The 17,341-nt window shown below is 58.2% G+C and carries 16 protein-coding genes and 1 tRNA gene; 8 read left to right on the top strand and 9 right to left on the bottom strand.

Features of this window, described 5'->3' with window-relative positions:
* Positions 1 to 7: 7 nt before the first annotated feature.
* From ACNA0J_RS01160 to ACNA0J_RS01150, 3 genes are all read left to right on the top strand, one after another.
* The gene (locus ACNA0J_RS01160; protein WP_415815567.1) at positions 8 to 1,432 is read left to right on the top strand and encodes a TolC family protein; all 1,425 of its coding nucleotides are present in this window, start codon (positions 8 to 10) and stop codon (positions 1,430 to 1,432) included.
* Positions 1,433 to 2,001: 569 nt separating this feature from the next.
* Positions 2,002 to 2,346 carry a hypothetical protein gene (locus tag ACNA0J_RS01155; RefSeq protein WP_415815565.1) on the top strand — a complete coding sequence of 115 codons (345 nt, stop codon included), beginning with the start codon at positions 2,002 to 2,004 and terminating at the stop codon, positions 2,344 to 2,346.
* 59 nt (positions 2,347 to 2,405) lie between these two features.
* On the top strand, positions 2,406 to 2,747 hold the full coding sequence (locus ACNA0J_RS01150) for a hypothetical protein (RefSeq protein ID WP_415815563.1): 342 nt from the start codon (positions 2,406 to 2,408) through the stop codon (positions 2,745 to 2,747).
* 215 nt (positions 2,748 to 2,962) lie between these two features.
* Here the strand turns inward: ACNA0J_RS01150 and ACNA0J_RS01145 are convergent.
* Together ACNA0J_RS01145 and ispB are read right to left on the bottom strand one after the other, a co-directional pair.
* Positions 2,963 to 3,039, bottom strand: a tRNA-Pro gene (locus ACNA0J_RS01145).
* Positions 3,040 to 3,062: 23 nt separating this feature from the next.
* Positions 3,063 to 4,028: an octaprenyl diphosphate synthase gene (gene ispB, locus ACNA0J_RS01140; RefSeq protein WP_415815561.1), complete on the bottom strand. Its 966-nt coding sequence runs from the start codon at positions 4,026 to 4,028 to the stop codon at positions 3,063 to 3,065.
* A gap of 282 nt (positions 4,029 to 4,310) precedes the next feature.
* Here ispB and rplU point away from each other — a divergent pair, with 282 nt between their 5' ends.
* The 4 genes from rplU (at position 4,311) to proB (ending at position 7,368) form a co-directional block, all read left to right on the top strand.
* A complete protein-coding gene (gene rplU, locus ACNA0J_RS01135; protein ID WP_415815559.1) occupies positions 4,311 to 4,622 on the top strand; it encodes a 50S ribosomal protein L21 in 312 nt (103 codons plus the stop codon).
* Positions 4,623 to 4,659: 37 nt separating this feature from the next.
* Positions 4,660 to 4,920 carry a 50S ribosomal protein L27 gene (rpmA, locus tag ACNA0J_RS01130; protein WP_160351036.1) on the top strand — a complete coding sequence of 87 codons (261 nt, stop codon included), beginning with the start codon at positions 4,660 to 4,662 and terminating at the stop codon, positions 4,918 to 4,920.
* A gap of 85 nt (positions 4,921 to 5,005) precedes the next feature.
* On the top strand, positions 5,006 to 6,142 hold the full coding sequence (gene obgE, locus ACNA0J_RS01125; RefSeq protein WP_415815556.1) for a GTPase ObgE: 1,137 nt from the start codon (positions 5,006 to 5,008) through the stop codon (positions 6,140 to 6,142).
* A gap of 89 nt (positions 6,143 to 6,231) precedes the next feature.
* Positions 6,232 to 7,368 carry a glutamate 5-kinase gene (proB, locus tag ACNA0J_RS01120; RefSeq protein WP_415815554.1) on the top strand — a complete coding sequence of 379 codons (1,137 nt, stop codon included), beginning with the start codon at positions 6,232 to 6,234 and terminating at the stop codon, positions 7,366 to 7,368.
* On the opposite strand, the gene ACNA0J_RS01115 is transcribed toward proB, so the two are convergent.
* The 7 genes from ACNA0J_RS01115 to urtA form a co-directional block, all read right to left on the bottom strand.
* Positions 7,365 to 8,117: a response regulator transcription factor gene (locus ACNA0J_RS01115; RefSeq protein ID WP_415815552.1), complete on the bottom strand. Its 753-nt coding sequence runs from the start codon at positions 8,115 to 8,117 to the stop codon at positions 7,365 to 7,367. The genes proB and ACNA0J_RS01115 overlap by 4 nt on opposite strands.
* A 214-nt stretch (positions 8,118 to 8,331) precedes the next feature.
* Entirely contained in the window at positions 8,332 to 9,042 is a 711-nt protein-coding gene (locus ACNA0J_RS01110) for a peptidoglycan DD-metalloendopeptidase family protein (protein WP_415815550.1), read from the bottom strand.
* 194 nt (positions 9,043 to 9,236) lie between these two features.
* Entirely contained in the window at positions 9,237 to 9,935 is a 699-nt protein-coding gene (gene urtE, locus ACNA0J_RS01105; RefSeq protein ID WP_415815548.1) for an urea ABC transporter ATP-binding subunit UrtE, read from the bottom strand.
* 80 nt (positions 9,936 to 10,015) lie between these two features.
* Entirely contained in the window at positions 10,016 to 10,876 is an 861-nt protein-coding gene (gene urtD / locus ACNA0J_RS01100; RefSeq protein WP_415815547.1) for an urea ABC transporter ATP-binding protein UrtD, read from the bottom strand.
* Positions 10,873 to 11,919 carry an urea ABC transporter permease subunit UrtC gene (urtC, locus tag ACNA0J_RS01095; RefSeq protein WP_415816483.1) on the bottom strand — a complete coding sequence of 349 codons (1,047 nt, stop codon included), beginning with the start codon at positions 11,917 to 11,919 and terminating at the stop codon, positions 10,873 to 10,875. The genes urtD and urtC overlap by 4 nt, the downstream gene beginning before the upstream one ends.
* A gap of 148 nt (positions 11,920 to 12,067) precedes the next feature.
* The gene (gene urtB, locus ACNA0J_RS01090; protein ID WP_415816481.1) at positions 12,068 to 13,645 is read right to left on the bottom strand and encodes an urea ABC transporter permease subunit UrtB; all 1,578 of its coding nucleotides are present in this window, start codon (positions 13,643 to 13,645) and stop codon (positions 12,068 to 12,070) included.
* 71 nt (positions 13,646 to 13,716) lie between these two features.
* Positions 13,717 to 14,967, bottom strand: a complete 1,251-nt coding sequence (gene urtA, locus ACNA0J_RS01085; protein WP_415815545.1) for an urea ABC transporter substrate-binding protein — start codon at positions 14,965 to 14,967, stop codon at positions 13,717 to 13,719.
* 504 nt (positions 14,968 to 15,471) lie between these two features.
* Between urtA and atzF the strand changes: the two genes are divergently transcribed.
* Positions 15,472 to 17,316: an allophanate hydrolase gene (atzF, locus tag ACNA0J_RS01080; RefSeq protein WP_415815543.1), complete on the top strand. Its 1,845-nt coding sequence runs from the start codon at positions 15,472 to 15,474 to the stop codon at positions 17,314 to 17,316.
* The last annotated feature ends 25 nt before the right edge of the window (positions 17,317 to 17,341 follow it).

Here is a 17,341-nt window from a genome sequence, read left to right as displayed (position 1 = left end):
GACACGCATGATGCATTCATCGCATGCGCTTCTTTTGGCTGCCAGCCTGATGACGACGGCAGGCTCGGCCATTGCACTAGAGACATCGCTTGATCTGCCACCGCCACTCGTGCTCAACCTTGAGCCTGACGTCTGCGAAATGCCTCCTGCGTTAACGGAGCTGGGTCTGCGCGACGCGGTCCAAGTCGCGCTTTGCAAAGCGCCCAACGTGCAACAGGCTGCCATCGCGATCGAAGAGAGTCTCGCCAACCTGGATGCCGCAAACGCCAAATATCTGCCCACGTTGAATGCCAATGCCGATGTCAGCCGTATCGGCAAACACGTCAAGTATCCTGATCACGCAGCGCGCAACTATGATCTCCATGCGTACAGCGGCAATGCCCGGCTCGGGCTGAACTGGCTGCTGTTCGACTCGGGACAGCGCAGCGCACAATACGACAACGCACATGCCAAACTGAGCGCGGCCTTATACAGTAAAGTGCTCGTCAGTCGCGATCAGGCCATCACCGTCGCTGACAGCTATTACAAGGCTCGCAGCGCCACAGCCAGCGCCACAGCAGCCCGCGCAGCCGCCACTCGCGCCGAGAAAAATTTCCACGCCACCCAGCGCCTGCGTGAGGGCGGAGTCGGCTCCATCTCCGACGAGCTTCTTGCCAAAGTCGCGTGGCAACGACACCTCGTCGACAGCGAAACCAAAGCCACGGCAGCTGAAGTCACTAAGATCGCCCTCGTCACCGCGATAGGCCTGCCCGGTCAGACTCGCATCAGCCTGGCTGTCTCGAATGATGCAGCCGCGGCAATTACCACCGCGAGACCTGCAACGACCCGCTCCACCATCGACGAGCAAATCACTGCCGCCATTCGCAATCACCCAAGACTCGCTGCCGCACGCGCCAATACACAGGCTGCCAAAGCAGAAGCCCAAGCCATTGAGGCCCAGCATCAGCCCAAGATCAGCCTGCAAGCCGATCGTCACCTCGGCATCACCCCTCCAGCCAACGCCGTCGCCAGAGAAAACGTCAACAGTTGGTCCGTCGGCCTCACCGTGCATATCCCCATTTTTGACGGCCAAGCTACCCGATACGCCACGGATGCCGCTCGCGCTCGAACCCGAGCCGCCCGCGAGACCGAACGCACGGTGCAGCTCGAAGAAGAACTGAAGCTCCTCACGGATTTCAATCACATGAGCAGCGCTGCCCAAAAAAACACGCTGCTCAGAGACGCTGAAACCAGCGCTGAACAAGCTTACCGCAGCGCCCAGATCCGCTACCAGCAAGGCGTAGGCACCGCCGTCGAACTCCTCAAGGCGCAAGACGAACTCGCCAACATTCAACAGGCCGTCATCGACGTGCATTACGAATTACTCGCGGCACAGTTCCGTATCGCAATTGCGCTAGATGCATTGCCCGCTGCTCACGTTGATGATCATTAACACTGTTCTATGGATGCCCCCATCTTGCATCAAACAGTTCAGACAAACGCATTGGCTTATCTGGCCTTGGAGTTATCACGTGCGCACACTATCACGGCATGAACTTGTATGGATATCAGGCGGATTCAGCGAGCCACGCAACGGAGACTATTGGCGTATCACAATGCGTATGCTGCCGCGGCCCAATGCTGCGATGACGCCAGACGGATTCCAGCACCGACACGATTACGACAGCAACCTATCAACCGAATTCATGTCCTTCGGACCCATCATCGAGGATGTGGAAAACCCATTTTTGCGGTGGACATTAAAGGCGGCCATTGTGACATTTGGCATCGCTTTCGCGGTCGCGGTGTCCGCAACTGATGACCGGGATACGTGGGTTGTATGCAGCTGAACACAGCCGGATCCCTGGGCATTTCCTTGATTTCATATCTTCCTGTTCAGCCTCATCAATACACGTACCTTCTCTCATAAACAAGGACATCATGCGCGAACATCATGGAGAAAAATCGATATTTCCACACATCCCGGCCATTGCTAGCTAACCCTTTTCACGAATAAATATCATGAAAGAATTGCCATCGTCAGACCTTCGATTCGTTTCCGGCGGATTCAATGTAGGCAGTGCCACACTGCATGCACTGGGCGCCGTTGGTTCGACAGTGGGCTATATGCTTGCCATACAGATACAGCGGATCACGGGAATCAACGTATCGGGAACAGTCGAAGGCGTCACAGGCGCGAACGTCATTAGCGGGTTCCTCAGTCATTCAGTATGGGACGACCAAAACCTTCGTGTCGATGAGCGCATAGGTTCAGGTTTAAAGACGAGTTTGCTTTGCGGCGCGGCCGTCGGCTTATTCGAGGAACTCGCCAAGACCGCCATTTCGGACGCCATGCAAAACGACTGACGCGCAGTCCTCCCATTTTGTCAGCCGACAATACCTGAACCCTCATCACCGAAAACACCATGCGCGACTTATCGTCCTCGGACCTCCAGCTCGTTTCGGGCGGATTTGACACACGCGGCGCAACACTGCGCGCGATTGGAACCATTAATTCGACATTCGGCTACGTGACAGCCATACGCACACTGCAACGGTGGGGGTCGCTCGGCCGCGAAACAACAATGGGCGCCGCCAGCGCAGCAACCATCGCCAAATGGGCCACGCATTCGATGTGGGATCATCCGGGAAATAACCCGGCAGACAGCACGGGCGCCGCCATGTGCGGATGCTTTATCCTGGGGGCAGGCGTGGGATTGGCCGAAGGAATCATCAAAACCGCCGCCGCGGGCTTCATCAAAGCATAGTGACGGCCGCGATATTTGCGCTCTTTGTTTCACGATCAGGCCGCCGCTGCCGAAGCAAAAAAGACCCCCACGCTGCGCCTTCGGCCTGCTGCCCCCCAAGGGGGCGTTTTTTGTTTTGGGGCGACCCGGCAACAAAAAAGCCGGACACTGTATTCACAGTTCCGGCTCTTGCTACGGGTGTCGGGCACACCAGTAAAAATTCGACCACCAATCAGTGGTCGGGGCGAGAGGATTCGAACCTCCGACTCCTGCGTCCCGAACGCAGTACTCTACCAGGCTGAGCTACGCCCCGATTTGCTTATGCAGCGTTTTTCTTCAGCGATCTCGATTAACCGCGAAAGCGCAGAATTCTAACAGGGATTTCTGATAAACGGAAATCGGCAGAATATCGAGCGCCCGTCGGGCGATATCTGCCTCGGCTAAAGCAGCCTGCTGCGCGTGTTCCAGCGCGCCGGTAGCCCGGATGGCTTCGGCCACCGCGGCAAAGTCTGCGTCACCTGTCTGAATCGCGTTACGAATCAGCTCGCGCTGGGCGGGCGTGCCCTGCTCCATCACCCAGATCAACGGCAGCGTGGGTTTGCCCTCGCGCAAGTCGTCTCCGACGTTTTTACCCAGGGCCTGAGCATCCCCGCTGTAGTCCAGCACATCATCCACCAGCTGAAATGCGGTGCCGATATGGCGCCCATAGGCAGCCGCCGCAGCCTCCTGTTCGGCCGTTGCTCCCGCCAGCACGGCGCCCACCTGGGCAGCCGCCTCGAAGAGCTTTGCGGTTTTGTAACGCACGACCTGCAAATAGCGCTCTTGCGAAACGTCAGGGTCGTGAACGTTGAGCAATTGCAACACCTCGCCCTCGGCGATCACAGTGGTCGCCTCGGACAATATCTGCATAATGCGCATCGACCCCGCCTCGACCATCATCTCGAACGAGCGCGAATACAGGTAATCGCCCACCAATACGCTGGCCGCATTGCCGAACATGGCATTCGCCGTCTCTCGCCCCCGGCGCAAATCAGACTCATCGACCACATCGTCATGCAGCAGGGTCGCCGTGTGAATGAACTCTACAACAGCCGCCAGCAGATGATGATGGTCTCCTTGGTAGTTCAGCGCCCGTGCCATCATCAGCACCATGGCCGGCCGCATGCGCTTGCCACCCGCACCGATGATGTAATCGGCAATCGTCCGGATCAGTACGACCTCCGAATCCAGGCGTCCGCGGATAACCGCATCGACAGCCTTCATATCATCGGAAATAGGGGCGATCAGCTCAGGGAGATTCAAAACGTATCCGGCAGGTATTAGGGAGAGCCGACCCGAGGCTCTGTGATGTATCAACGCAGGCAATCGCGCTGCTGTCGGGGGCCTCGCAAATTATACGAGGTATCACCAGTACACTGGCCCTCAACAAATAAAACGCCTGGCAGGCCCCGGGCCTCCCCTCGAACCGAGCGCCCTGATCGGCCTAACCACCTGCCCCATAAGGAAATTTTGACTTTTCCACAGCCGCGCGCTAGAATCTTTGGTTCGGTCAATACCGAAATCCCTATTTTTAAGGAATACCCCATGTACGCGGTCGTAAAAACCGGTGGCAAGCAGTATCGTGTTGCCGCTGGCGAAAAACTCAAGGTAGAACAGATACCGGCTGACATTGGGCAAGAAATCACCCTGGACCAGGTCCTGTCGGTGGGCGAAGGCGACCAACTGAAAGTTGGTACTCCGATCGTCGCTGGCGCCGTGGTCAAGGCAACGGTTCTTGCGCATGGCCGGCATGACAAGGTCAAGATCTTCAAGATGCGCCGTCGCAAGCACTATCAGAAGCACCAGGGCCACCGTCAGAACTACACCGAAATCCGCATCGACGTCATCACGGCGTAAGCGACTCGGTTAATTGAATAGCAGGAGCTAATCAAAAATGGCACAGAAAAAGGGCGGCGGCTCTACGCGAAACGGTCGCGACTCAGAATCGAAGCGACTGGGCGTCAAGGCATTTGGCGGCCAACTCATCCCGGCTGGCTCGATCATCGTGCGCCAGCGCGGCACCCGTTTCCACCCCGGCACCAACGTCGGCATCGGCAAGGATCACACCTTGTTCGCGCTGGTCGACGGCAAGGTTCAATTCGGCTTCAAAGGCGCATTGAACAAGCAGACCGTGTCGATCGTGGCAGCCGAATAACGGTTACCGGATAACGGCAACCGTTTCACAAACGGCAAAAGCCCTGTCGCACGCGGCAGGGCTTTTTTGCTTCAGGCAGATACTTATGAAATTCGTAGACGAAGCCACCATCGAGGTCATCGCCGGCAAAGGCGGGAATGGCGTGGCGAGCTTTCGCCGCGAAAAATTTATCCCCAAGGGCGGCCCCGACGGCGGCGATGGTGGACGCGGCGGCAGCATTTTTGCCGTTGCGGATCGCAACATCAACACGCTGATCGATTTCCGCTACGCCCGTTTGCATCGTGGCAAAAACGGTGAAAACGGCCGCGGCTCGGATCAATACGGCGCCGCCGCACCCGATATCACGCTGCGAGTGCCCGTAGGCACCGTCATCCATGATGCCGATACCGGCGAACTCTTGTTCGACCTCAGCCGTCACGACCAAAAGGTCACGCTGGCTGCGGGTGGCCAAGGCGGCATGGGCAATATCCATTTCAAATCCAGCGTCAACCGCGCGCCACGCCAATGGACGCCCGGCAAAGAAGGCGAACAACGCCGTCTGCGCCTGGAACTGAAAGTCCTGGCCGACGTAGGCCTGCTCGGGCTGCCCAATGCCGGCAAATCGACGCTGATCAGCCGCATCTCCAATGCGCGCCCCAAAGTCGCCGACTATCCTTTCACGACACTGCACCCCAATCTGGGCGTCGTACGCACCTCGCCGTCGCGCAGCTTTGTCGTGGCAGATATCCCCGGCCTGATCGAGGGCGCCTCCGAGGGTGCAGGCCTGGGACATTTGTTCCTGCGGCACTTGGCTCGCACGCGGGTATTGCTGCATCTGGTCGACATTTCACCTGTCGATCCCGACGTGGATCCTATCGACCAGGCCGTGACTGACGCTCGCGCCATTGTCGAGGAATTACGCCGTTACGACCCAGAATTGGCCGACAAACCGCGCTGGCTGGTGCTGAACAAGCTGGACGTGGTCGCCGACCCCGAGTCCGCACGCGAACGCTTTATCGAGCAGTTCGGCTGGCAAGGTCCGGTTTACGCCATTTCGGGCCTCAGCGGCGATGGCACCCAAGAGCTGATCTGGGCGCTCCAGGACTACCTGGACGCCGAACAGCGCAAAGATCATGTCGCCCAGGACCAGGCGGACGGCACCTACGTCGCCGAAGACCCGCGTTTTGACGCCACACGCAGTGACGCATCCATCACTCAGGCGCCGCGTAGCGGTGACGAATAAGCCATAATCGCATTTTCGTTTTCCGCGGGCCGCCGCGCATCGCATATGGCGGCCACTACTCTCATCATCGCGACACTTCGGTCATTGCCATGACTGCTGATCACACCGCTGTTTCTGTTGTTGCTTCGGCCACCCGTCTGGTAGCCAAAGTCGGATCCTCTCTAGTCACCAACGAAGGCCGAGGACTGGACCGCATTGCCGTCGCACACTGGGCAGCCCAGATTGCCACGCTGCGCCAGCAAGGCAAGCAAGTCATTCTCGTATCGAGCGGCGCCATTGCCGAAGGCATGGCCCGGCTGGGCTGGCGCAAGCGCCCCTCCGTCATGCATGAGCTCCAGGCGGCAGCAGCCGTGGGCCAGATGGGGCTGTGCCAGGCGTACGAGGCTGCATTCGCAGAGCATGGCCTGCGCACCGCGCAGATTCTGCTCACCCACGAGGATCTGGCCGATCGCCGCCGCTATTTGAATGCACGCAGCACGCTGTTTTCCCTGTTGCGCATGGGCGTGGTGCCGATCGTCAATGAAAATGACACGGTCGTCACCGATGAAATCCGCTTGGGCGACAACGACACCCTGGGGGCGTTGGTCACCAACTTGATCGAAGCGGACACGCTGGTCATCCTGACTGATCAGCGCGGTCTTTACGACTCTGACCCGCGCAAAAATCCCAACGCGGTCTTTGTCTCACATGCACAGGCCGGCGATCTGACGTTGGAAGCCATGGCCGGCGGCGCCGGTTCGGGCATCGGTACGGGCGGCATGCTCACCAAGATCCTGGCCGCCAAGCGCGCCGCACACAGCGGAGCACACACGGTCATCGCCTCCGGCCGCGAACGTGACGTACTGACGCGCCTGGCACAAGGGGAATGTATCGGCACCGAACTACGCGCCGTATTGCCCGTCTGGTCGGCCCGCAAACAATGGCTGGCAGACCACCTGCGCCTGCGCGGGCGAGTCATTCTGGACGAGGGTGCAGTCAGAGCACTGCTCCATGACGGCAAGAGCCTGCTTTCGATCGGGGTCGTCGATGTACAAGGCGAATTCGAACGAGGCGATGTGGTGGCGTGCCTGGACGCGCAAGGCACCGAGTGCGCACGCGGCTTGATCAATTACTCGTCAACCGATACGCGACGCATCTTGCGTCAGCCGTCGTCTCGAATTGCATCAATTCTGGGCAGCATGAGCGACCCAGAATTAATGCATCGCGACAATCTGGTCATTACTTAGTTGACATAGCTGGCTGGTGATGCCTTCGGCGTTTCGTCAAAGGCGCCACCGTCGGGCACCACATCCGCCAGAAAAATGTAGCCCCACTGCCGTACGGCCAGTAGCGGCAGTCCTACTCCCAACCGCTCCGCCTTGGCTCGTAGACGCGACACCATGACGTCCACACTGCGCGCCGAGTGACGGCTGCGTGGTCCTGCTGCTACCGACGCGGCTACCAGACGCTCGCGCGGCAACCGATGCCCTGGCGAAGACAGCAAACGCAGGAAAAACGCGCTTTCGGTGAACGTCAGCGGCAAGTGTTGACCACGCGGCCCCGCCAGCACGCGTCCGGAATGCGTCAGCCGCCATAACGGCGTCTCTCGGGCAGAGCGCTCAGGCGAAAGGGTACGCAACCGGCTTAAGGAGCGCCCCAACGCGCAGAGTTCGCGCACATCGGTCGACATCAGGCAGCAAGCATCGGCTCCCGCGTCCAAGGCAACAATGCGGGCGTCCACGTCAGCATCATCGACCAGGACGATCAATGCCGCATTGGGTGCCGCATAACGCGCTATCCCCACAGCGGTGCGCAAGTCACTTTCCCCGTTCTCCAGAAACAACACCTGCGGCACGCAAACTTCGACCAGATCTGCCAAAGCATTCGTCGTCTTGCAGGCGCGGACCACCCAACCCTGGGCAGCCAAACCGGCCAACAGATGCGGCAAACGAGGCTGTTGGTCTTGAATAATGATAGATTCAACTGCGGTGTGCATGAGATCTCCTTGGCAAAAAGCACATAAGTGAAAAGCACATGGTGATAATCATGATCTCCACGTAATCTAAACGCACGGCTTAACCAGGGAGTGCGGACTTTTTCAGACCAATTGAAGCCTGCGAACTATCACGAAACCGCACACGGCTTCGCCTGCTCATGCTCGAGCTATTGCAGGACGCTATATAGAAGGAAAAACTGTCGCCAGCAGATGATCAGCGCGGCGGCAATGCGGCCGACGGATCAACAGGTTGGCCGCGATGCCGCAGCTCAAAATAGAGGCCGGGCCCTTTACGGTCCGTATTACCCATCTCGGCGATCTGTTGCCCCTGGGAAACCTTTTGGCCCTCTTTGACCAGCAGCTTGCTGTTATGGGCATAGATGCTCAGGAAATCACCCGAGTGTTGCACGATCACGAGATTGCCGTAGCCACGTAGGCGGTTACCTGCGTAGACCACGCTTCCGGCCGCTGCGGCTTTGATCGGCGTACCGGCCTTGTTGACGATCGTCAGCCCCTTGGACGAGTTGCCGTTATACCGTTGCGTCAGCGTTCCCTCGGCGGGCCATACCAGTTTCAATCCCCGCACCACCGCTGCAGACGACGACGATGACGCCGCCGGGGCGCGAGTGCCACTGGTGCGGCTGCTGGTCGTTTCACTCGTGCTGCCCGTCGAGGCAGCGCCGCCAGAGCCATCCACACGCAGCAACTGCCCCTTGCTGATGCGATCAGGATTGGACAGATTATTCAACCGCATCAACGCCGACACACTGGTATTGTGCTGACGGGCGATCTTATTCAGCGTGTCACCGGCCTGTACGCGGTAATACCCGGCCTCGACCTTGCCGGAACCCGTACTACTACATCCCGCCAATACCATGACCAAACAAAGACACAGCACCACACAAACACGGTGCCAGGCGGGCATTGCCCAATCACGGTTGGAGACCGCGTACGAGACGGAAGGGGTGGAAATGGCAAACACTGACAAAGTATCGGATAAGTGGCTAGGAAGATAGGGACACGGTAAAAAATACCCCGCCCTGAAGGGTACCAAGAAACGATGTAACAGGCTGATGCATTTGAATCTGAGTCCGCCTCGCTTCTCACCACTCTGCCCCGTTATACCGACAAGTGCCGCCGCACGTCCTCGCCATCCATCTCCGTGCGCGGCCCGTGGGCGACTACCTCGCCGCGTGATAGGACCACGAAATGGTCGGCCAGCTCGCGCGCAAAATCGAAATACTGTTCGCATAGCAGGATACCGATGTTGCCGCGCTCGCGCAGCAACCGGATCACTCGGCCGATGTCTTTGATAATGGATGGCTGAATGCCCTCGGTCGGCTCATCCAGAATAATCAACCGCGGCTCGGCTACCAAGGCGCGGGCGATGGCCAATTGCTGCTGTTGTCCACCTGACAGATCTCCGCCTCGGCGACCCAGCATGGTTTTCAGCACAGGAAACAGCTCGAAGACCTCTTCCTTGACACGGCGAGCCCTGCCCCCCGGAAAGCGAGCCATCCCCATGATAATGTTTTCCTCGACGGTCAATCGCGCAAACACATCGCGTCCCTGAGGCACATACGCGATTCCCAGTGCCGCCCGTTTGTGCGGTGATAAACGGGAAATATCCTGTCCGTCAAACATCACTTTGCCCCCGGCGATGGGTAATACGCCCATCAGACATTTCAGCAAAGTCGTTTTGCCTACGCCGTTGCGTCCCAAGAGGCCCAGACATTCGCCCTGCTGTAAGGACAGCGACACCTGCCGCAGCGTATGGCTGCCACCATAGTATTGATCAATGGCTTGAACTTCCAACATTTGGCTTCCTTTCTGGGATTCCTGCGAAAAACCCGCGACGCATTCAGCAATGGCAATAGAGGAGCAAAGCCCGCGAGGGATCAGCGCCCCAGATACACTTCAATAACCCGCGCATCCGCTTGTACCTGTGCCATCGTTCCTTCAGCCAACACTGCCCCCTCATGCAGCACGGTCACTTTGCCCCCATCGGCGATCTGCGAGACAAAGTCCATATCGTGTTCAACAACCATCAAAGAATGATGGCCGCGCAATTCATGCAGCAACTCTCCTGTGCGTTCGGTTTCAGCGTCGGTCATGCCGGCGACCGGTTCATCCAGCAGCAGTAGTTGGGGCTCTTGCATCAATAACATACCGATCTCCAGCCACTGCTTTTGTCCATGTGACAACAGGCCGGCCACGCGATATACCTCGCCCGTCAACCGAATCAAAGCCAAGGTCTGCGCGATACGATCGGCTTGCTCTGACGTCAACCGCGAAAATAAAGTCGGCCGTACGCGCTTGTCCGTTTTCATCGCCAGTTCGAGATTCTCCAGGACGGTGTGCTGCTCGAAAACCGTGGGTCGCTGAAACTTGCGTCCGATACCTGCATGGGCGATCTGCGCTTCGTTCAGCGTCGTCAGATCGATATTCTGGCCAAAAAAAGCAGATCCGGCAGTCGGACGTGTCTTGCCCGTGATGACGTCCATCATGGTGGTCTTGCCGGCGCCATTAGGGCCGATGATGCATCGTAGCTCTCCCACGCCGATATCCAATGTCAGATCGTTCAATGCCTTGAACCCATCAAAGCTGACCGTGATCCCATCCAGATACAAGATCGCACCGTGCGTGGTATCGACCCCTGCCGGGTTGACTCGCCCATACGAGGGCTGTCCGCTAGGGCCTCCGTCATCATTCGGATCCTCGGCATCGACCTGATGTAATGCCCGCCACTCAGCACTCATATCACACGCTCCTGACGGCGTGTCATCCAACGACGCGCCAACCCTACGATCCCCTGCGGCAAGAACAGCGTCACCAGCACAAAGATCAATCCCAAGGCATACAGCCAGAACTCCGGAAATACACTGGTAAACCAGGTCTTCAAGCCATTGACCGTGCCGGCCCCGATGATCGGGCCGATCAACGTGCCGCGTCCTCCCGTTGCCACCCAGATCACCATCTCGATCGAGTTCTCGGTCGACATTTCTCCAGGGTTGATGATGCCCACCTGCGGCACATACAACGCACCCGCGATCCCGCACATCACAGCCGACAACGTCCAGACAAACAGCTTGAAGCCCAGCGGCTCATAACCAATGAACCGTACACGGCTTTCCGCATCGCGCACCGCCGTCAGCACCCTGCCCAATTTGGATTGCGTCACGGCGCGCGCCAATATCAACGCGCCGAACAGCACCGCCAACGTCACCCAATACAAGGTGGCACGCGTACCCGGCGCCGTGATATCGAAACCGAGAATCCGTTTGAAGTCAGTAAAACCGTTATTCCCGCCAAACCCCGTATCGTTGCGAAAGAACAGCAACATGGCCGCAAAGGTCAGCGCCTGGGTGATGATGGAAAAATAAACGCCCTTGATACGCGAACGAAACGCGAAATAGCCGAACAGAAATGCGAGTCCGCCCGGCACCAGCACCACCAACAGCATGGCGTACCAGAAATGCTCGGTAAAAGCCCAGTACCAGGGGTAATCCTTCCAGTTCAGGAACACCATAAAGTCCGGCACGTTGCTTTGATACACGCCATCCTGACCAATGGCGCGCATCAAATACATGCCATGCGCATAACCACCTAGTGCGAAGAACAGGCCATGACCTAATGAAAGAATCCCGGCATAGCCCCACACCAGATCCAATGCCAACGCGGCCAAGGCATAGCACATGAACTTTCCGAGCAGTGCCACGGCGTAAGCCGAAACATGCAAGGTATGTCCGGCAGGAAACATCAGATTTAGCAGTGGCAATAACGCCAGCATCGCAGTGACCATCGCCAACGCGATCCACGCCTTAGGGCTGAACAACGGCCGGCGCAACGCGGCCGTGTATAACTCGCCGGCTCTCGGGTTTGCTGAACTCATTCTTTGCTCCGATTCAGGAGTCATGGTGCGCCCCAGCGTGGTTCAGTGAAGTGACTACTCAATCTACGCTCCTGCCTCGCGGTGCAAACAGGCCTTGCGGACGTTTTTGCACGAACAGCACGATCAGCACCAAGATCACGATCTTGGCCATGACGGCTCCAGAATAAGGCTCGAGAAACTTCGTGACGGCCCCAAGCCCCAAGGCGGCTACCACCGTTCCTGCCAATTGGCCCACGCCGCCCAACACCACCACCATGAACGAATCCACGATATAGCCACGCCCCAAGTCGGGCCCCACGTTCCCCAACTGAGACAAGGCAACACCGGCCAGCCCTGCGATCCCTGCCCCCAGGCCGAACGCCAACATATCCACGCGCCCTGTCGGCACGCCGACACAATCCGCCATGCGGCGATTCTGGGTGATGGCCCGTACAAACAAGCCCAATCGCGTGTGATTCAACAATCCCCAGACAAACGCCACAACCAGGATCGCAAACACAATGATGGCAATACGGTTATAGGACAACACCAAACCACCCAATACCGTCACGCCACCGCTCATCCAAGACGGATTGCTGACCTCGACGTTCTGCGCACCAAACAGCGTACGAACAGCTTGCATCAACATCAGGCTGATGCCCCACGTCGCCAATAAGGTCTCCAATGGCCGGCCATACAACCACCGTATCACCGTGCGCTCCAGCGCCATCCCGACCAACGCTGTCACCACAAAGGCCACAGGCATCGCCGCAATCACATAGGCGTCCAGCCATTGCGGAAACCAGGATCGGAACAACGCCTGCACGGCATACGTGACGTATGCACCGATCATCAGGAGTTCGCCGTGGGCCATATTGATAACGCCCATGAGGCCGAACGTAATCGCCAACCCCAATGCAGCGAGCAACAACACACTGCCCAAGCTCACGCCATAGAACAGATTCCCGATCCATTCCAGCATCGAAAGATGACGTTCGATACGATGCAATGCGGTTGTCGCAGCGGCCCGGACTCCCGCATCGGGTTCCGCATACGCTCCTTGCGCATCCTGCTGCAACAAGGCCTGCAGTACCGGGCGGAATGCTGCATTGCCGGTATTACCCAATGTCTCGGCAGCTTGAATGCGCAGCGACGCGGTATCGCTCTTCAAATGCAATGCGGCTAGCGCAATTGCCAAGGCCTCTTTCACCTCTGCGTTTTGCTCATCGGCCAGCGCCTTTTCCAACGTGGGCAAGACCGCTGCATCTGCGCCACGTTGCAGGCCTCGGGCCGCAGCCAGACGCTGGGCGGGATCTGGCGCATGCAAGCGCGCCGCTGACAAGGCCGCTGCAATGGCACGTCGCAGGCGGTTATTCACTGAAACCGTCTCGGCCTGCGCCGGCATGGCGGGAACTGATGCTCCCGTTGCCGCATCGACGGCGCCGGACGAGGTTTCCACCAATAACTGCGCCTCGGGTGTCACATACAGCCGATCATTGGCCAAAGCATCAAGCACCACAGCAGCCTGCGGCGATGATTCCGTGCCAAGACGGGCGATGGCCTCCAGCTTGGCAGCGGTTTCATCGCCTGCCAAGGGCGCGAGCAGCGCCGGATCCAACCCGGTTGCGTTGGCGGCCGGCATCCAGGAGCCCGACATCCAGACTAGAACCAGACCGAGCAGGAACCGTACAAAAAACGCGCTGCGTCTCATCATTTATCCCCGTTGGCTCACAGGTTCTGCTTGCCTTCGTTACCAGGGATGTACGGACTCCACGGTTGAGCGCGGATCGGACCTTTACTCTTCCACACGACATTGAACTGACCGTCAGCCTTGATCTCGCCGATATAAACCGGTTTGTGCAAATGATGATTGGTCTTGTCCATTTCGATCTTGAAGCCGTCTGGCGCATCAAAGGTCTGGCCCGCCATGGCGTTGATCACAGGATCAACATCGATTGTTCCGGCCTTCTCCACCGCCTGCTTCCACATGTGAATGCCGATATACGTGGCCTCCATCGGATCATTGGTCACGACAGTGTTGGCATTAGGCAGGTTCTTCGCTTTGGCGTAGGCCTTCCATTTTTCAATGAACTTGGCGTTGACCGGATTCTTGATGGACTCAAAGTAATTCCATGCGGCCAGATGCCCCACCAACGGTTTGGTATCGACACCACGCAGTTCCTCCTCGCCGACCGAGAATGCGACGACAGGCACGTCAGTCGCTTTCAGGCCTGCATTGCCCAGCTCCTTATAGAACGGGACGTTGGAATCTCCGTTGATGGTCGATACCACGGCGGTACGCCCTCCCGTCGAGAAACGCTTGATATCCGCCACAATGGTTTGATAATCCGAATGCCCGAATGGCGTATAGACCTCTTGGATATCTTCGTCCTTCACGCCTTTTGAATGCAGAAACGCGCGCAGGATTTTGTTGGTCGTACGGGGATAGACGTAATCCGTGCCCAACAGCACGAAGCGCTTGGCACCGCCGCCATCTTCGCTCATCAGATATTCCACGGCAGGAATGGCCTGCTGGTTGGGTGCGGCGCCGGTGTAGAACACGTTCTTTTCCAGCTCCTCCCCTTCATACTGCACGGGATAAAACAGCAGGCCGTTCAACTCCTTGAACACCGGCAACACGGACTTGCGCGACACCGATGTCCAGCACCCAAACACGGCGGCGACTTTGTCTTGCGTGAGCAATTGACGCGCCTTTTCCGCAAAGAGCGGCCAGTTCGATGCAGGATCGACCACCACGGGTTCCAACTTTTTACCCAATACACCACCCTGCGCATTGATCTCTTCAATCGCCATCAAGGCCACGTCTTTCAACGACGTTTCGGAAATCGCCATCGTGCCCGACAGGGAATGCAAAATGCCCACCTTTATCGTGTCCGCGGCCAACACCGAGGGCACCCAGCCAGCCATTGCCAACACGCTGGCAGCCGTCAATTGCTTCAGTACAAGTCTGCGTTTCATCGTTCGGATCCTTTTCTTTAGACCGGCGAAGCCGGCGTAATCTGCCTGTGCAACGAACAAAACCCTCACACCTCGCCTTCGGCTTGCAGTCAGCTTCGCGGCGAATTTCCGAGAGAACACTTTCGCCTTGGCAACATGCGCTTCGAGACTCAAGCAATTCCTATGCCAACCTGGATGAGGGGATGAACCACAAAGACAGTCAAACGGTGCAGCCATAAGGCTGTCGAGCCATATGACCTGCAGATCACCGCAGCCATCGCGACCTGACAGTGCCCATTCCCAAACGCATGAGCGCATAAAAAATGCGCAACAACGGTGCAGTCATGCTCGATAAGAGTGCGTTCGCACCGATGTCATGCACCAGTCCATCCTCCTAGCGGCCACCAACCTAAAGCAACTCAATCGCTCAGAACCCGCGCCATTATTGGCTCTACAGCCGATTCTCGATAACTGGCACGTTGATTGCTTGATGTGAAGTACTTGTATACCCACGAGGATTCCGGGATGGACCCCAACGCTGTCATTGATCAACCTAGAGGCCGGACACTGGCCGAATGGCAAGCCGCCTATCGCGTACATGGCGCTCAGCCCGCTGACTTGCTGGGCAAGCTCATCACCGATCTTGATTCAACCGACCCGGCCTGGATTTGCTGCGCCGACAACGCACGACTGAATAGTCAGCTGGATGCGCTCGCACAGCGATTGGCGGCAGTCAACGGAGAGTTAGCACGCTTGCCTCTGTATGGCGTGCCGTTCGCCATCAAAGACAACATCGATGCTGCAAGTTGGCCCACCACTGCCGCTTGCCCCGCCTACGCCTACACTGCCTCGGAAGACGCCGAGATCGTGCGGCGATTGCGCGCAGCCGGCGCCATTCTGATCGGCAAAACAAACCTCGATCAATTTGCGACAGGACTTGTCGGCACACGCTCGCCACATGGCGCGGTGCCCAACACGTTTGATGCGGCCTATGTCAGCGGCGGCTCCAGTTCAGGCTCGGCCAGCGTCGTCGCGCGTGGTCTGGCGGTGTTCTCGCTGGGCACTGACACCGCAGGGTCCGGCCGTATTCCGGCCGGCTTTAACAATATCGTTGGCCTCAAGCCCACTAAAGGGTGGTTCAGCACGCGCGGTGTCGTACCTGCATGCCGCACGCTGGACTGCGTGTCGATCTTCGCTCTGACCGTGGACGACGCGGACAGCATCGCGACCATCGCTGGCGGCTACGATGCCTTGGATCCGTACTCGCGTCCCGCGCCGGCCATGCCTACGCATTTGGCACGCCAACCACGCCTCGCCATACCCGCACAACTCGAGTTCTACGGTGATGCCCAAGCGCAGACTGCTTATGAAGATGCGTTGCAGGTGCTACGTGACATGGGCGCCACACTGGAACCTGTCGACTATTCCGCCTTTCGGGAACTGGCCGACCTGCTATACCAAGGCCCCTGGGTCGCCGAGCGCTACGCCGCCGTACGCGAACTATACGAACGAGCGCCAGGCGAGATCGAACCCGTGGTACGCAGCATTATTGAACAGGCCACACATTACAGCGCAGTCGACACGTTCGAAGCCGAATACCGACGGGCCTCATTGACGCGCATTATTCAGCAAACCTTGTCCGGCTTCGACGCATTAGCCGTACCCACTGCTCCGTCCATCTATACCATCGCACAACTGCGCGAAGATCCGATTGCGCTGAACACACGGTTGGGGACCTATACCAACTTCACAAATCTGGCAGATCTGTCCGCGTTGGCAGTCCCCGCTGGACTACGCGCAGATGGCCTGCCATGCGGCATCACATTGATCGGACTGGCATGGCAGGATCGCATACTCGCCGAGCTGGGCCGTCGCTGGGAACATACGCAGTCTGGCACGCTGGGCGCAACTGGACGGTTGAAATCGCACGACGCGCCAGTTGCAGCCACGGCACCTGCCGCGCCGTCTCAGACAGTAACGGTGGCTGTGGTCGGCGCACATCTGCGTGGCATGCCGCTGAATCATCAGCTGACCTCACGTAATGCGCGATTTGTCGAGGCCACGCACAGCGCGCCAACATATCGCCTCTATGCACTGGCCAACAGCACGCCGCCCAAACCCGGCATGGCTCGCGTCAGCGATGGCGCCTCCATTGCCCTGGAGATCTGGGAACTATCACACGCGGCATTTGGGGAGTTCGTAGCCGAAATCCCTGCACCGCTAGGCATTGGCACGCTAGAGCTCGCAGACGGACGTCTCGTCAAAGGATTTATCTGCGAGCCATGCGGTATCGCCGGTGCGCGCGATATCACCGAGTTCGGAGGTTGGCGCGCTTATCTCGATCATCTGAAAAGCGCCGCCACGCAATAAAACTCGCATCGCGGCAGTGTCCGGT

Origin of the sequence: Bordetella tumbae (assembly GCF_965139195.1) — a bacterium.
Taxonomy (GTDB): Bacteria; Pseudomonadota; Gammaproteobacteria; order Burkholderiales; family Burkholderiaceae_B; genus Bordetella_A; species Bordetella_A tumbae.
Note: the sequence above shows the minus strand (reverse complement) of the source record. Positions and strands in the feature narration are given on the sequence as shown.

What these genes read in the sequence shown, in the direction of transcription:
- ACNA0J_RS01160 (WP_415815567.1), top strand. Translation starts at nt 8, where the DNA reads ATGATGCATTCATCGCATGCGCTTCTTTTGGCTGCCAGCCTGATGACG.
- ACNA0J_RS01155 (WP_415815565.1), top strand. Translation starts at nt 2,002, where the DNA reads ATGAAAGAATTGCCATCGTCAGACCTTCGATTCGTTTCCGGCGGATTC.
- ACNA0J_RS01150 (WP_415815563.1), top strand. Translation starts at nt 2,406, where the DNA reads ATGCGCGACTTATCGTCCTCGGACCTCCAGCTCGTTTCGGGCGGATTT.
- rplU (WP_415815559.1), top strand. Translation starts at nt 4,311, where the DNA reads ATGTACGCGGTCGTAAAAACCGGTGGCAAGCAGTATCGTGTTGCCGCT.
- rpmA (WP_160351036.1), top strand. Translation starts at nt 4,660, where the DNA reads ATGGCACAGAAAAAGGGCGGCGGCTCTACGCGAAACGGTCGCGACTCA.
- obgE (WP_415815556.1), top strand. Translation starts at nt 5,006, where the DNA reads ATGAAATTCGTAGACGAAGCCACCATCGAGGTCATCGCCGGCAAAGGC.
- proB (WP_415815554.1), top strand. Translation starts at nt 6,232, where the DNA reads ATGACTGCTGATCACACCGCTGTTTCTGTTGTTGCTTCGGCCACCCGT.
- ACNA0J_RS01115 (WP_415815552.1), bottom strand. Translation starts at nt 8,117, where the DNA reads ATGCACACCGCAGTTGAATCTATCATTATTCAAGACCAACAGCCTCGT.
- ACNA0J_RS01110 (WP_415815550.1), bottom strand. Translation starts at nt 9,042, where the DNA reads ATGCCCGCCTGGCACCGTGTTTGTGTGGTGCTGTGTCTTTGTTTGGTC.
- urtE (WP_415815548.1), bottom strand. Translation starts at nt 9,935, where the DNA reads ATGTTGGAAGTTCAAGCCATTGATCAATACTATGGTGGCAGCCATACG.
- urtD (WP_415815547.1), bottom strand. Translation starts at nt 10,876, where the DNA reads ATGAGTGCTGAGTGGCGGGCATTACATCAGGTCGATGCCGAGGATCCG.
- urtC (WP_415816483.1), bottom strand. Translation starts at nt 11,919, where the DNA reads ATGGTCACTGCGATGCTGGCGTTATTGCCACTGCTAAATCTGATGTTT.
- urtB (WP_415816481.1), bottom strand. Translation starts at nt 13,645, where the DNA reads ATGTCGGGCTCCTGGATGCCGGCCGCCAACGCAACCGGGTTGGATCCG.
- urtA (WP_415815545.1), bottom strand. Translation starts at nt 14,967, where the DNA reads ATGAAACGCAGACTTGTACTGAAGCAATTGACGGCTGCCAGCGTGTTG.
- atzF (WP_415815543.1), top strand. Translation starts at nt 15,472, where the DNA reads ATGGACCCCAACGCTGTCATTGATCAACCTAGAGGCCGGACACTGGCC.